Genomic DNA, 13933 nt, shown 5'->3' on the forward strand with positions numbered 1-13933 from the left:
CATCCCTGGCCGCCGGAGCCCTACCGCTTTACCCCTTTTTTCCCGCCAGCTCGAAGCGCGGTGAGACGATGCCGTACAGCGTCCAGCCGAGGAAGGTGGCGATGGCGCCCCACATCATCGCTTCCTCACCGGAGCTGTAGAGCGCGTAGAAGCTGTACAGCGCGCCGATGCCGGCGATGATATTGGCGATGCGCGCCTTGTTGTCCGGCACCTTCGCCACTTTCTGAATAATGACCAGCGCCGCCATCGACAGGATGTAAGGGATGATGTTGGTCACCACCGCCAGGTTCACCAGCACGTTGAACTGCTTGTTCAGCGACGGGCTGATAGTCATCAGCGACAGGCCGCTCTGGATGACGACGATGGTCAGCATGCCTTTAACCGGCGCGTCGGCCTTGCTCAGCTTGGAGAAGATTTTCGGGAAGAAGCCGCTGTCGGCGGAGGATTTGAACACCTGAGCGATGGTGAACTGCCAGCCGAGCAGCGAGCCGACGCAGGACATGACCATCAGCGCCATGATGATCTTGCCGACCGTCGGGTTGAACATGTGGGAGAACGCCAGCCCGAATGGGGCGGTGGAGTTGGCCAGATCCATGTTCGGCACGATGCCGGCGATCACGTTGGTCGAAACGATATAGATCACCGCCGCGCTGAGGGTACCGCCCAGTACGGCGATCGGCACGTTGCGCTCCGGGTTTTCCACCACGTCGGTGTTGGCGCAGGCGGATTCCAGCCCCAGGAAAGCCCACAGGGTCATCGAGATCGAGGCGCCGATGGCTTCGAAGGTCGGCACCTGATGCGGGTTCCAGGCGGCGACGTAGGCGCTGCCGCTGAACCAGTACCAGCCGATGACCGAGATGCCCACCACCGGGATGATCACGCCCCAGACGGTGATGCCGCTGATTTTGCCGGTGATGCGCGCACCGCCGAAGTTGGCGACGGTCGCAAGCCACAGTACGCCGATGGTGGCGATACAGATCCCGAGCGGACTGAGCGTAGCGCCAAACAGCTCGGTGCCGTAGCCGACGGCGGAAATGGCGATGGCGATGTTGGCGATCAGCAGCGAAACGCCGTAGGTGTAGTTCGCCATAAAGTTGCCTGATTTGCCGAAGGCGTATTCGGCGTAGCCGCCCATGCCGCCGGATTTACGGCTGAACATGCCGCATTTGGCGAACGCGTAGGCCAGCGCCATCGAGCCGACGGCGGTCACCAGCCAGGAAACGATCGAAATCGTGCCCACTTCGGCCAGCTTGGTTGGCAGCATAATTATGCCGGAACCCATCATATTCACGGCGGTCAGGATCGTTAATTGCACGACCCCCATTTTATTATTGGACTTACTCATGATCATTTTCTCTTTTAGGATGCGATCCGGGCGGCGAAAATAATCGCCGCCCCGTAAGGTGATTAATTTTTCATGACGTAGCCGTAAGCGCGGTTCCAGCCATCCTCATCCTGTTGGATATAAACGCCCTGCAATTCCGGAGCGAATCCAGGCAATAAGTTGATGCCTTCTTCCAGTGCCAGGAAATAACGCTGCGCGGCGCCGCCCCAAATTTCACCGGGCACCACGCACAGCACGCCAGGCGGGTAAGGCAGGGCGCCTTCGGCGGCGATGCGGCCCTCGGCTTTAGCCAGCGAGACCAATTCCACATTGCCGCGCACGAACTCGGTATTGGCGTCCTGCGGATTCATCACCACGCGCGGGAAATAACTTTTGCGGAACATCTCTTTTTGCAGCTCTTTAACGTCGTAGCTGACGTAAAGGTCGTGCATTTCCTGGCACAGCTGGCGGATGGTGTAGTTTTTGTAGCGCTGCTGGTGGTTTTTATAGACCGCAGGCAGCACCTCGCTGAGCAGGGAGTTCTGCTCGATGTGCTTCTCGAAGCGGGCGATCAGGGCCACCAGATGCTGCATCTTGGCGATGTCTTCCGCCGGCGTCAGCAGGAACAGGATCGAGTTGAGATCGCATTTTTCCGGCACGATGCCGTTTTCACGCAGGTAGTTGGCCAGAATGGTCGCCGGGATACCGAACTCGCTGTAGCTGCCGGTGGCGGTATCGATGCCCGGCGTGGTAAGCAGCAGTTTGCACGGATCGACGAAGTACTGCGATTCGGCATAACCCTCAAAGGCGTGCCATTTTTCGCCGGGCACGAAGTTGAAGAAGCGCAGATCGTTGGCCATCGTCGCGGTGTCATAGGCCTGCCACGGCTTTCCGTCGATCTGATCCGGCACGAACGGTTTGATCATCGTGCAGGTGTCCAGCAGCATTTTGCGCGCTTCGATCCCCACGCGCACGCACTCCTGCCACAGGCGCTGGCCGCTTTTGCCTTCGTGCATCTTGGCATTGACGTCCAGCGCGGCGAACAGCGGATAGAACGGGCTGGTGGAGGCGTGTAGCATAAAGGCGTTGTTGAAGCGCTTGTGGTTGCAGTAGCGGCTCTGGCCCTTGATGTGCTTGTCTTTTTTGTGGATCTGCGAGGTTTGCGAGAAGCCGGCCTGCTGTTTGTGCACCGACTGGGTGACGATGATGCCGGGATCGTTTTCGTTCAGTTCCAGCAGCAGCGGCGAGCAGTCTTTCATCATCGGAATGAACTGCTCATAGCCCACCCAGGCGGAGTCGAACAGGATGTAGTCGCACAGGTGGCCAATTTTGTCGACCACCTGGCGGGCGTTGTAGATGGTGCCGTCGTAGGTGCCGAGCTGGATGATCGCCAGGCGGAACGGGCGGGCTTCGTTGGCGCGTTCCGGCGCCACTTCGCGGATCTGTTGGCGCAGGTAGCGTTCGTCGAAGCAGTGCGCGTCGATGCCGCCGATAAAGCCGAACGGGTTGCGGGCGGTTTCCAGGTAAACCGGCGTGGCACCGGCCTGGATCAACGCGCCGTGGTGGTTGGATTTATGGTTGTTGCGGTCGAACAACACCAGATCGCCGCGCGTCAGCAGGGCGTTGGTCGCCACCTTGTTCGAGGCCGAGGTGCCGTTGAGCACGAAGTAGGTCTTGTCGGCGTTGAACACCTTGGCAGCGTGCTGCTGCGCGGCGCAAGGCGCGCCTTCGTGGATCAACAGGTCGCCCAGTTTGACGTCGGCGTTGCACATGTCGGAGCGGAAAAGCGTTTCGCCGTAGAAGTCGAAGAACTGGCGGCCCGCCGGGTGTTTGCGGAAGAACTCGCCGCCCTGGTGGCCGGGGCAGGCGAAGGTGGCGTTGCCCATTTCCACGTACTGCGTCAGCGTGTTGAAGAACGGTGGCAGCAGTTCGCTCTCATATTTGGCGGCGGCGGCCTCCAGCTGTTTGCCGTAGAACTGGGTATTCTTGCCGCACAGCTCAAACACGCCGTGCAGCGCCGGCAATATGGCGTTATCCAGCTCTTCTTCGCAGCAGACGGCGACGAACAGCGGAATGTTCAGGCCGTGCTCTTCGATGCGCGCCACCATGCCTTGCGTGACGTCGTCTACCGACAGCACGATGGCGGCGACGTCATTAAAATCGCTGTGATGCACATCGACGATGTCGCGTTCAGTTTCAAAGCAGCCGAGGGTTTGGGTGTTGGCGGCAATTTTTAATTTTTTCATTTTTCTCATTCTTCAGGCAAAGGCAGTCCGTCGGCAAATAATTCCATTTGCCGTTAACGCCTTCACGAAAATAAAGGTGTGCGAGAACCCAGCGATGCCGAAGGCATTAACTGTGTTCGCTGTTTTATTTAGCTTGGATGCGCTTGGCCGAAATTAAAAATGAATTGCGTGTCCTTCCCGGTTAGCGAGAAAGCGATATTATCACCGGCGTGCGGAGAATAAATAAAAACGCAATGACACTCTTATCAACGGCGTAAGAGCGAGGGGGGAGGGTTATCTGTAGTTGAAGAATGCGAAGCTAAAGCAGCTGCGATGAGCCATCATCATAATATGGGTTGTGCGCCTGATATGCGCCATTTTTCGGTTATTGTTTTCCATTTTCTAATCCACCTTGCTGAGTGAAAAGATGGCGCTATTTTAACGCAAGGTGGGCTAAAAATCGTGATGAAAGTCACATAAATGCCGGTATTTATAAATAACTATTCACCTGTTATGCAATGAGTTGCATAAACAGCGTTAAGGTGGGCCAACGGGCATGTAAACGAATTGCTAATCGGTGCCGGGGCGATGCGCTAATTTTGCATCCCGTCAGGATAGGAAAAATAAAATCGCGCGATTAACCGGTTGCATAACGATCAAATAAATCCGTCTTGTATTTTTTATGTTATAAGCCCGCTTCGGGCTTAAATTAATAAAGATGCATTTATTGTGTATTTATATTCACTTTGGGTTTTTGATGATTATCGTTATTTGTGACTCGCCTCAACAACGCAGGGTAAGATGAAGTGAGTGAACAGGGAGGCGAGTAACCTTGAATACCCCAGAACAACGGCAGCAGATTGCGGATTTCATCGGCAAACAACACGTCTTGACGCTGTGCGCCGGCGACGGCCTCGACATGTGGTGCGCCAACTGTTTTTACGTGTTCGATGCTACGACGATGGCGCTGTGGCTGATGACCGAACCGCACACCCGCCACGGCGGGCTGATGCTGAACAACGGCCGGGTGGTTGGCACCATCGCGCCGAAGCCGAAAAGCATCGCGCTGATCCGCGGCGTGCAGTACCGCGCCGAGGCGGTGCTGCTGAGCGGCGAAGAAGCCGAGGCGGCGCGCGCGCGTTACTGCAAGCGCTTCCCGATCGCCAGGGCGATGAAGGCCTCGGTTTGGCGGCTGGATCTGCACGAGGTGAAGATGACCGACAACACCCTCGGCTTCGGCAAGAAGCTGCATTGGGCGCGGTCTATACTTTAAGTCGACGTATTGATTACAACGGGAGATTGCATGGCGCGAGCACTGTTAGTCGGCGCAACCGGGCTGGTGGGGCGCGAGTTGCTACAGCGGTTGCAAAGCGATCCGCAGATAACGGCCATTGTGGCGCCGACGCGCACGCCGCTGCCGCCGCACGGCAAGCTGACCAACCCGGTCGGCGATGCGCTGTTCGAACTGCTGAGTAGCCTGCAGCAGCCGGTCGATCTGGTGTTTTGCTGCCTGGGCACCACCCGCCGGGCGGCGGGCAGCGCCGATGCCTTCCGCTACGTCGATTATCAACTGGTGGTGGAGAGCGCGCTGACCGGCCGCCGCTTGGGGGCGCAGCACTGTCTGGTGGTGAGCGCGTTGGGCGCCAACGCGGATTCCACCTTCCTGTATAACCGCACCAAAGGCGAGATGGAGCAGGCGCTGCGCGAACAGCACTGGCCGCGCCTGACGCTGGTGCGGCCTTCCATGCTGGTGGGGGATCGCCCCGCGCCGCGCCTGATGGAGCGCCTCACGCTGCCGCTGTTCAGGCTGCTGCCCGGCAAATGGCGCGCCGTCTCCGCCAAAGACGTGGCGCAAACGCTGCTGCAGCAGGCGTTCACGCCGGGCGAAGGGGTCAGGGTGCTGGAGTCGGATCGGCTGCACTGCTACCGAGGCTGACGCTGAGGTGATCGAACGCCAGCTCTAGCCCGGCGGGCAGTTCGTTGTCCAGCAGCCACAGATCGAGATGATGGCTGATGTGCGTCAGCAGCGTGCGTTTGGGCTGCAGCAACCGCTGCGTCTCCTGCGCGCGGGTCAGGTCATTGTGGTTGCGCGGCGCCTGCGGCTGCGGCGGCAGGCTGCAATCGAGCACCAGCAGATCCAGCGCCACGTTTTGCAGATAGTCGGCGGTGGCCGGCGGCAGGCCGACGGTGTCGGTCAGGTAGGCCAGCGAAGCGCCCGCCGCCTGGATCAGATAGCCGTGGGTCAGTTTGGAGTGTTGCAGCGGCAGCGGGGTGATGCGCATGCCGCCCAGCTTGACGGTGGCAAAGGGCGCCAGCGGCGGCTGAAACGCCAGAATGCCGGGGTGTTTGAACAGGTCGTCGCAGCCCTGTTCATCCGGCGGGCCATACACCGGAATGGAATTTCCGCACCCCCAACGCAAAGGAAATAACCCCTGAACGTGATCCATGTGGTAATGTGTCAGTAAAAAACGTTGAATTTGCCCCGCCGAAAACCGCCGCTCCAAAGCTGGCAATCCCGCATCCAATAAGGTCGTTTCCCCCTGATAGTTAAGCATGGCGCTGCACGCTCGCCGCCGAAATGCCGGCTCGCGCCGCGCCCGTTGGCAGATCAGGCAGTCGCAGCCGAACACCGGCACCTGCTGTGCGCCGCCGGTGCCGAGAAAGGTCAGTTGCATCGCTCCCCTCCGTTAAAGGTACTTCTGGGCAAAGCGGTTGATGTCGCGAAAATCCGCCAGCCGCGCCTGCAGCGTGGCGTGATCCCAGTGCCACCACTGGCTGCGTTCGATGCGTTCTATCAGCGCGTCGTCAAAGCGCATGCCGATCTTTTTAGCCGCCACGCCGGCGACGATGCTGTAGGGCTCCACGTCCTTGGTGACCACCGCCGCGCTGCCGATCACCGCGCCGTTGCCGACGCTGACGCCCGGCATCAGGATGGCGTTATGGCCGATCCACACGTCGTGGCCGACGGTGACGTGGTGCTCGCGCCGCCAGTCGAAGAACGCCGCGTCGTCTTCTCCCAGACCGTATTCAGAGGCGCGGTAGGTAAAGTGGTGCTGTGCGATGCGCTGGTAGGTCGGGTGGTTGCCGGGATTGATGCGCGCATAGGAGGCGATGGAGACGAACTTGCCGATAGTGGCGTAAAAGATCTGGTTGTGCCCGGCGGTGTAGGAGTAGTCCCCCATCTCCACCTCTTCCAGGATCGCATCGTCGGCCAGATGCACATATTGGCCGAGCCGGGTGCGGTTAAGGGTCACGTTGTCGCCGATTTTCGGCTGGGCAAAGTCGGTCATGGCGTCGCGTCCTGAGCTTGTCGAGTGGCGGTAGGCAGCAGCGCCAGCAGCGCCGCCAGGGTGTCGTCGAGTGGGCCATCGTTGTGCAGCACTCGGCAGCCGGCGGGCAGACTCTGCTGATATTCCGCCGCCCGCGCCAGCCGCAGCTCGATCTGTTCGGCGCTTTCTCGCCCGCGATCCTGCAGGCGCCGGCGCAGGATCGCGGCGTTGACCTGCAGGCATACCGGCAGCAGCTGCGCACCATAGCGCTGCTGCGCCTGCGGCAGGTGGGCGCGCGAACCGTTGACCGCCACGTCGATCCCCTGCAGCAGCCAAAGATCCACCTCGATCCCGAACGCGTAGCGCTGCTGGTGGGCCTGCCAGTCGAGCGCGAACAGCCCCTTGGCGCGGCGGCGCAGAAATTCGGGTTCGCTCAGCGCGATATGATTCTCGCAGCCGGCGTCCGCCGGCCGGGTGATGTAACGGTGCGCCACCATCGGCGCGCGGTCGGTGTCGGCCCGCAGCGCGGTCAGCAGGCTGTCCTTGCCTGCGCCGGAAGGCCCCATCAGGTAGATGAGCCGCGCCATCAGAACACCTGCCTGCCCTGGCGCCATACGTTCTGCACATAAACGTGCTCGCCGTGCGGCCGCGCCAGCACCAGATCCGCCCGCAATCCTTCAGCGAGGGTACCGCGATCCTGCAGATCCAGCGCCCGCGCCGGGTTGCGGGTGATCATGCGCACTGCCTGGGGCAGGTCGTAGGCGTTGCGCTCGTCCGCCGCGAGGCGAAACGCCGCGTCCAGCAGGCTGGCCGGGTAATAATCGGAAGAGAGGATATCCAGCACCCCCAGCGCCGCCAGGTGGTGCGCCGCCACGTTGCCGGAGTGGGAACCGCCGCGCACGATGTTCGGCGCGCCCATCAGCACCTGCAGGCCCTGCTGGTGCGAGGCGCGGGCGGCTGCCTCGGTGGTGGGGAACTCGGCGATGGCGCTGCCCAGCGCGCAGGATTCGGCCACGTGCGCGGCGGTGGCGTCGTCATGGCTGGCCAGCGAGATGCGGCGCGCGCGGCAGTGGGCGGCGATCGCCTCGCGGTTCGGCGCGGCCCAGCGGGCGGACAGGGCGACCTGCTCCTCCTCGTACTCACTCATCTGCTGGTCGTTGAGGTGGTATTTGCCCTGATAGTATTCGCGGTATTTTTCGCGCGAGGCGAACTGGCGCTGGCCCGGCGAGTGGTCCATCAGCGACACCAGCGACACGCCCGGCTTGTCCATCAGCTGTTCGAACAGCGGCAGGGTGCTCTCGTGCGGCAGCTCGCAGCGCAGGTGCAGCCGGTGCTCGGCGCGGTTCACCCCGGCGCGCTGGCTGTGGATCACCGCGTCGATCATCTTCTGCAGGTTTTCCAGCCGGTGGCCGCCGTCGCGCACGTCGCCGATCGCCACCGCATCCAATACCGTGGTGATGCCGTTGGCCACCATCAGCGCGTCGTGGCTGCTCATCGCCGAATGGGCCGGCCAGTCGACGTTCGGGCGCGGAGTGAAGAACTTGTCCAGGTTGTCGGTATGCAGCTCGATCAGCCCCGGCAGCAGCCAGCCGCCGTCGCCGTCCAGCGCCTGCGGCAGCCGGCTCGGGCCGTCGGCGAAGCTGCGGATCACGCCGTCCTGCATCTCCAGCGAGCCTTGCACCACCTGGTCATCCAGCACCAGCTTAACGTTATTGACGATCATCAGAGGGCCTCCAGCGCCTGCGGCGCCTGCATATCATAAAGCCGGTCGGCGACCTGTTGGCGGACACCTTCATCGTGAAAAATGCCGACGATCGCCGCGCCGCGCGCCTTGGCGCGTTCGATAAGCTGCACCACCGCCGCGCTGTTGCGGCTGTCGAGCGAGGCGGTCGGTTCGTCCAGCAACAGAATGGGGTAATCGACGATAAAGCCGCGCGCGATGTTCACCCGCTGCTGCTCGCCGCCGGAGAAGGTGGACGGCGCCAGCGGCCACAGGCGCTGCGGTACGTTGAGCGCAGCGAGCAGCGCTTCGGCGCGTTCACGGCACTCAGCGCGTTCGACGCCCTGTTCCAGCAGCGGCTGCATCACCACCTCCAGCGCGCTGATGCGCGGGATCACCCGCAGGAACTGGCTGACCCAGCCCAGCGTATGGCGGCGCACCGCCAGAATTTGGCGCGCGTCGGCGCTGACCATGTCCAGCCAGTCGCCCTGGTGGTTGATCCAGATATGGCCGCTGTCCGGCAGGTAGTTGGCGTACAGCGAGCGCAGCAGGGTGGATTTGCCGCTGCCGGAGTGGCCGTGCAGCACCACGCATTCGCCGCCGTGGACCGTCAGGTTGGCGTCGTGCAGCACCGGCAGGCGGGTGCCGTACTGCTGGTGCAGCACAAAGGTTTTACTGAGATGTTCAACTCGGATTTGCATAGTCATCTGTTATCGCCTTGGGTTACGACAGCACCGAAGAAACCAGCAGCTGGGTGTAGGGATGGTGCGGATCGTCCAGCACCCGGTCGGTCAGGCCGCTCTCCACCACTTCGCCCTGTTTCATCACCAGCAGGCGGTGGGCCAGCAGCCGCGCCACGCCGAGATCGTGGGTGACGATCACTGCCGCCAGCTGCATTTCCACCACCAGGTTGCGCAGCAGATCGAGCAGGCGCGCCTGCACCGATACGTCCAGCCCGCCGGTCGGCTCATCCATAAACACCAGCTTGGGGTGGGTGACCAGATTGCGGGCGATCTGCAGCCGCTGCTGCATGCCGCCGGAGAAGGTGGTCGGCAGATCGTCGAGGCGCGACAGCGGGATTTCGACGTCTTCCAGCCACTGGCCGGCCTGGCGGCGAATGTCGCCATAGTGGCGCTGGCCGATGGCCATCAGCCGCTCGCCGATGTTGCCGCCGGCGGAGACCTGCGGTCGCAGCCCGTCGAGCGGGTGCTGGTGCACCACGCCCCAGTCGGTGCGCAGCAGGCGGCGGCGATCGCTCTCCGCCATGGCGTACAGATCCTGTTCCTGGCCCGCCTGCGGGCGGTAAAGGATCTGCCCGCGCTGCGGCGCCAGCCGCGCCGAGATCGACTTCAGCAGCGTGGTTTTGCCGGAGCCGGATTCGCCGACGATGCCCAGCACTTCGCCGGGATAGATGTCGAACGACACGTCGCTGAAGCCCTTGCCGGGGGCGTACAGGTGGGTGAGCCGGTTCACCGACAGCAGCGGAGTGGTGCTCAAAGGGGTGGAAGTCATCAGTGCTGCGCCTCTTGCGAAGATTGCGCCAGCTGCTGCCGGCAGTAGTCGGTGTCCGAACAGACGAACATGCGGTTGCCCCGATCGTCGAGCACCACCTCGTCCAGGTAGCTGTGGCGCGAGCCGCACAGCGCGCAGGGTTCGTCCCACTGTTGCACGCTGAACGGATGGTCGTCGAAGTCCAGGCTCTCCACCTTGGTGAACGGCGGCAGGGCGTAGATGCGTTTCTCGCGCCCGGCGCCGAACAGCTGCAGCGCCGGCATCATGTGCATTTTCGGGTTGTCGAATTTCGGGATCGGCGACGGATCCATCACGTAGCGATCGTTGACCTTCACCGGGTAGGCGTAGGTGGTGGCGATATGGCCGTAGCGCGCGATGTCTTCATACAGCTTCACCTGCATCACGCCGTACTCCTCCAGCGCGTGCATCTTGCGGGTCTCGGTTTCGCGCGGTTCGATAAAGCGCAGCGGCTCCGGGATCGGCACCTGATAGATCAGGATCTGGTCTTCGCGCAGCGCGGTTTCCGGAATGCGGTGACGGGTTTGGATCAGCGTGGCCTCCGGCGTGCGTTCGGTGGTTTCCACCCCGGCGACGCGCTGGAAGAAGCGGCGGATCGACACCGCGTTGGTGGTGTCGTCGGCGCCCTGGTCGATCACCTTCAGCACGTCGGCGCGGCCGATAACGCTGGCGGTGAGCTGAATGCCGCCGGTGCCCCAGCCGTAGGGCATCGGCATCTCGCGGCCGCCGAACGGTACCTGATAGCCGGGGATCGCTACCGCCTTCAGGATGGCGCGGCGGATCATGCGCTTGGTCTGTTCGTCCAGATAGCCGAGGTTATAGCCGGTCAATACTTCACTCATCGCGGGCCTCCTGATGCTCGCTGTATTCCTGTCGCAGCCGCTTGAGCAGCTCCAGTTCGGCCTGGAAGTCGACGTAGTGCGGCAGCTTGAGATGGGAGACGAAGCCGGCGGCCTCGACGTTGTCGGCGTGGGCTAGCACGAACTCTTCGTCCTGCGCCGGGCCGGCGACGCCTTCGCCGTAGTCGGGGCTTTGCAATGCGCGATCTACCAGCGCCATCGCCATCGCCTTGCGTTCGGCGCGGCCGAACACCAGCCCGTAACCGCGGGTGAAGTGCGGTGGGTGGTCCTTTGGATCGACGAAGCCGTTGACCATTTCGCACTCGGTTAGCAGAATTTCGCCGATATCGATGGCGAAACCGAGCTCTTCAGGCACGATCTCCACCGAAACGTGGCCGGTGCGGATCTCGCCGGCGAACGGGTGGTTGCGGCCGTAGCCGCGCTGGGTGGCGTAGCCGAGCGCCAGCAGAAAACCTTCGTCGCCGCGCACCAGCTGCTGCAGGCGCGCCGAGCGTGAGCAGGGGTAAACCGGCGGGTTGCGGGTAATGTCGTCCGGCGTACTGCCGTCGTCCTGTTCCTCCCGCGCCAGCTGTTGGCGACACAACAGATCGAACACGTGGCTGCAGTTGTCCGGCAGCGGTTCGTCGGCCTGCGGCGCACGCGGCGCCTCGCCTTCCGCCAGCAGCGCGAAGTCCAGCAGCCGGTGGGTGTAGTCGTAGGTCGGCCCCAGCACCTGCCCGCCGGGCAAGTCCTTGTAAACCGCCGAAATGCGTCGCTCCAGCCGCATGTTTTCGCTGGCCAGCGGCTCGCTGACCGCCAGGCGCGGCAGGGTGGTGCGATAGGCGCGCAGCAGGAAGATCGCCTCCACCAGATCGCCGCTGGCTTGTTTGATCGCCAGAGCCGCCAGCTCGCGATCGTAGATGCCGCCTTCGGTCATCACCCGATCCACCGCCAGCCCCAGCTGCTGTTCGATTTGTTCCGCGCCGATCGCCGGCAGCGCGTCGTCGCCGCGCCGCAGCTGTTCCTGCAGCTGATGGGCGGCCTCAATGGCTTTTTCGCCCCCTTTTACCGCTACGTACATCAGCACACCTCCACGCGGGTGGTCCGCGGGATCGCCAGCAGGCGATCGCCGCAGGTCAGCAAAATATCCAGCCCCAGCGGGAAGCGCTGCGGGCGGTTGACCAGATAATCCAGCAGCGCCGGCGGCAGGCGCGGCGCAATCAGGCGTTGGCTCTCGATGCCGGGGCCGGTCAGGCGCAGCGCGGCGCCGTTCTCCAGCTCGGCGAGCTGCACGATGACCGTGGCGCCGAACTCCGGCGAGATTTCCGTGCCGTGCGGCAACGCCTGCAGATCGGCGGCTTGCAGCTGCTCATCGAACAGGGCAAAACAGACCCCCTGCGCCGTGGCGGCCAGCGGCGCACCGCTGTGAAAACGAATGTTTGTTAGCACTTGCTCACTTTTGAGCGCAGCGCACAGCTGCAGCGGCGTTTCCTGATCGGCCAGCGTCAGCAGCACGGCGGTGCTGGCGGCGTTCAGCGGCGCCCAGGCCGGGCCGTTCGGCAGCGTCACCCGATGGCCCGGTTCGCTCAACGCTTTAAGAATCAAACGGAAAGCGTGCTGCGATTGGTCTATCGGTTGCTCAAAACCGGTCAATAAACTCATGGCTTAATCCCCTCGCACCAGCGTAAAGAAATCCACCCGGCTGGCGGCGATCGCCCGGGCGCGCAGCTGGCGCTGCTCGTGCTGCAGCGCGGCCAGCGGCGCGATCAGCTGTTGTTGCAGGCGCTCGCCGTGTTCCGGCTGTTGCAGCAGCGCATCGGCCAGCGCGCACAGCTCGGCGTGCGCCTTGTCGCGCCCGGCGATATAGCTGTAGCCGTAGCCGCCGTTGTCCAGCTGCACCACCGCGCGGGTGACCGTCATGTCCCCCAGCACGAAGCGGCGGCCGGTGGCGCCCATGCGCCCCTGCAGCTGGGCCAGGCCGATCTCCGGCGCGCGGATGCTGCGGTAGCCCGGGCTGAGGTTCAGCGCCTGCCAGTGGCTGCGCAGCTGCTCGGGCCGGCTGTGCGCCAGCACCGACATCCAGCGTTGTCTCGACTCTAAGGCTTGCATTCAGTGCTCCATCGTCAGTTCAATCATGTCGGCGCGGGCCAGGCTGACGGAGTATTCCGCCACGTCTTCGCCGCCGCTGCGGACGTTAAGGGTGCGCACGCACAGCAGCGGCGCGTGGGTGGCGATCTCCAGCAGCCGGCTCTCTTTGGCCTGCGCGCGGCGCGCGCTGATGCGCGTCTGGCGGCGGGTCAGCGGCTGCTGGAGGTGCTGTTCGATAAACTGGTGCAGCGAACCGCTGTGGAACTGCTGCAGCGCCGGCCACCAGTCCAGATCGGGCAGATAGTGGTCGATCACGCTCATCGGCACGCCGTTGACCCGGCGCAGGGTGCGCAGGTGGATCACCATTTCGCCTTCTTCACGCGAAAGTGCGCTGGCGACATGCCCATTGCACGGGCGCAAGACAGCGAGTAAGCGCTCACTGGTGGGGTGGCTGCCCTGCTCGAACAGGTTCTGACTGAAGCGGGTATTGGCGTGCAGCGGGTAGTCGTAAGGCCGCATCAGCACCAGAATGCCGACGCCGTGGCGGCGCTGCAGCCAGCCGCGCTCCACCAGTTGATCCACCGCGCGGCGCAGGGTGTGGCGATTGACCTGATAACGCTCGGCCAGCTGCTGTTCCGAAGGCAGGTAGTCGCCGCAGCGGTACTGCGTGCGCAGCTCCTGTTCCAGCTGCGCGGCGATCTGCTGATAGCGGGTGGGGTAAGTGGTCGGATGTCTAGATAACTCCATCATAATAAAAACCTCGTCATACCGATGGCTGTGCGATGAAGGCGGAAGCGGTGCGTTTCATCGTGCGTCTACCCTGTGGTTTTCACGTTGGCATCATGGTGACGGGCGCAGATGACAATCGCGTTACGCCTCGGTGGCGAACAGATGAACTATTTAGGACAGCCCGGGCGTGCACGGGCGGCGGCGGCGCG

16 protein-coding genes are annotated in these 13933 nt (G+C 62.9%); 2 read left to right on the plus strand and 14 right to left on the minus strand.

Annotated features, from left to right (window positions below; translation table 11 throughout):
* Nucleotides 1-28: 28 nt before the first annotated feature.
* The 3 genes from potE to speFL all read right to left on the minus strand — a co-directional run bounded on the left by potE (nucleotide 29) and on the right by speFL (nucleotide 3948).
* A complete protein-coding gene (potE, locus tag EGY12_RS09435; RefSeq protein ID WP_028127578.1) occupies nucleotides 29-1345 on the minus strand; it encodes a putrescine-ornithine antiporter in 1317 nt (438 codons plus the stop codon).
* A 62-nt stretch (nucleotides 1346-1407) separates the two neighbouring features.
* Nucleotides 1408-3570 (minus strand): ornithine decarboxylase SpeF, encoded by a 2163-nt coding sequence (gene speF / locus EGY12_RS09440; protein WP_123893226.1) that lies wholly within the window; start codon nucleotides 3568-3570, stop codon nucleotides 1408-1410.
* Between the two features lie 273 nt (nucleotides 3571-3843).
* Complete coding sequence (speFL, locus tag EGY12_RS09445) at nucleotides 3844-3948, minus strand: leader peptide SpeFL (protein WP_004933443.1); 105 nt, start codon at nucleotides 3946-3948, stop codon at nucleotides 3844-3846.
* 433 nt (nucleotides 3949-4381) lie between these two features.
* On the opposite strand from speFL, the gene EGY12_RS09450 reads away from it, so the two are divergent.
* Complete coding sequence (locus EGY12_RS09450; protein WP_123893227.1) at nucleotides 4382-4822, plus strand: YhbP family protein; 441 nt, start codon at nucleotides 4382-4384, stop codon at nucleotides 4820-4822.
* 30 nt (nucleotides 4823-4852) lie between these two features.
* Nucleotides 4853-5485, plus strand: coding sequence for an NAD(P)H-binding protein (locus tag EGY12_RS09455; RefSeq protein WP_049198715.1), 633 nt, complete (start codon nucleotides 4853-4855; stop codon nucleotides 5483-5485).
* On the opposite strand, the gene phnP is transcribed toward EGY12_RS09455, so the two are convergent.
* The 11 genes from phnP to phnF are packed head-to-tail and all read right to left on the minus strand — an operon-like array spanning nucleotide 5442 to nucleotide 13745.
* A complete protein-coding gene (gene phnP, locus EGY12_RS09460; protein WP_123893228.1) occupies nucleotides 5442-6224 on the minus strand; it encodes a phosphonate metabolism protein PhnP in 783 nt (260 codons plus the stop codon). The two genes, EGY12_RS09455 and phnP, sit on opposite strands and share 44 nt — an antisense overlap.
* Before the next feature lie 12 nt (nucleotides 6225-6236).
* The gene (locus EGY12_RS09465) at nucleotides 6237-6839 is read right to left on the minus strand and encodes a DapH/DapD/GlmU-related protein (RefSeq protein WP_123893229.1); all 603 of its coding nucleotides are present in this window, start codon (nucleotides 6837-6839) and stop codon (nucleotides 6237-6239) included.
* Nucleotides 6836-7405, minus strand: coding sequence for a ribose 1,5-bisphosphokinase (gene phnN, locus EGY12_RS09470; protein ID WP_123893230.1), 570 nt, complete (start codon nucleotides 7403-7405; stop codon nucleotides 6836-6838). Before phnN ends, EGY12_RS09465 begins: the two co-directional genes overlap by 4 nt.
* On the minus strand, nucleotides 7405-8541 hold the full coding sequence (gene phnM, locus EGY12_RS09475) for an alpha-D-ribose 1-methylphosphonate 5-triphosphate diphosphatase (RefSeq protein WP_102985544.1): 1137 nt from the start codon (nucleotides 8539-8541) through the stop codon (nucleotides 7405-7407). The genes phnN and phnM overlap by 1 nt, the downstream gene beginning before the upstream one ends.
* A complete protein-coding gene (gene phnL, locus EGY12_RS09480) occupies nucleotides 8541-9245 on the minus strand; it encodes a phosphonate C-P lyase system protein PhnL (protein ID WP_047729228.1) in 705 nt (234 codons plus the stop codon). The genes phnM and phnL overlap by 1 nt, the downstream gene beginning before the upstream one ends.
* Before the next feature lie 16 nt (nucleotides 9246-9261).
* Nucleotides 9262-10050: a phosphonate C-P lyase system protein PhnK gene (gene phnK / locus EGY12_RS09485; RefSeq protein ID WP_038879071.1), complete on the minus strand. Its 789-nt coding sequence runs from the start codon at nucleotides 10048-10050 to the stop codon at nucleotides 9262-9264.
* A complete protein-coding gene (locus EGY12_RS09490; RefSeq protein ID WP_004933420.1) occupies nucleotides 10050-10910 on the minus strand; it encodes an alpha-D-ribose 1-methylphosphonate 5-phosphate C-P-lyase PhnJ in 861 nt (286 codons plus the stop codon). The genes phnK and EGY12_RS09490 overlap by 1 nt, the downstream gene beginning before the upstream one ends.
* On the minus strand, nucleotides 10903-11988 hold the full coding sequence (locus tag EGY12_RS09495) for a carbon-phosphorus lyase complex subunit PhnI (RefSeq protein ID WP_123893231.1): 1086 nt from the start codon (nucleotides 11986-11988) through the stop codon (nucleotides 10903-10905). Before EGY12_RS09495 ends, EGY12_RS09490 begins: the two co-directional genes overlap by 8 nt.
* A complete protein-coding gene (gene phnH, locus EGY12_RS09500; RefSeq protein WP_123893232.1) occupies nucleotides 11988-12569 on the minus strand; it encodes a phosphonate C-P lyase system protein PhnH in 582 nt (193 codons plus the stop codon). Before phnH ends, EGY12_RS09495 begins: the two co-directional genes overlap by 1 nt.
* Before the next feature lie 3 nt (nucleotides 12570-12572).
* Nucleotides 12573-13016: a phosphonate C-P lyase system protein PhnG gene (gene phnG, locus EGY12_RS09505; protein WP_019453314.1), complete on the minus strand. Its 444-nt coding sequence runs from the start codon at nucleotides 13014-13016 to the stop codon at nucleotides 12573-12575.
* On the minus strand, nucleotides 13017-13745 hold the full coding sequence (gene phnF, locus EGY12_RS09510; protein ID WP_015376439.1) for a phosphonate metabolism transcriptional regulator PhnF: 729 nt from the start codon (nucleotides 13743-13745) through the stop codon (nucleotides 13017-13019). It abuts the gene before it with no gap.
* Between the last annotated feature and the right edge of the window lie 188 nt (nucleotides 13746-13933).

This window comes from Serratia sp. FDAARGOS_506, assembly GCF_003812745.1.
In the GTDB taxonomy this organism is placed as follows: Bacteria; Pseudomonadota; Gammaproteobacteria; order Enterobacterales; family Enterobacteriaceae; genus Serratia.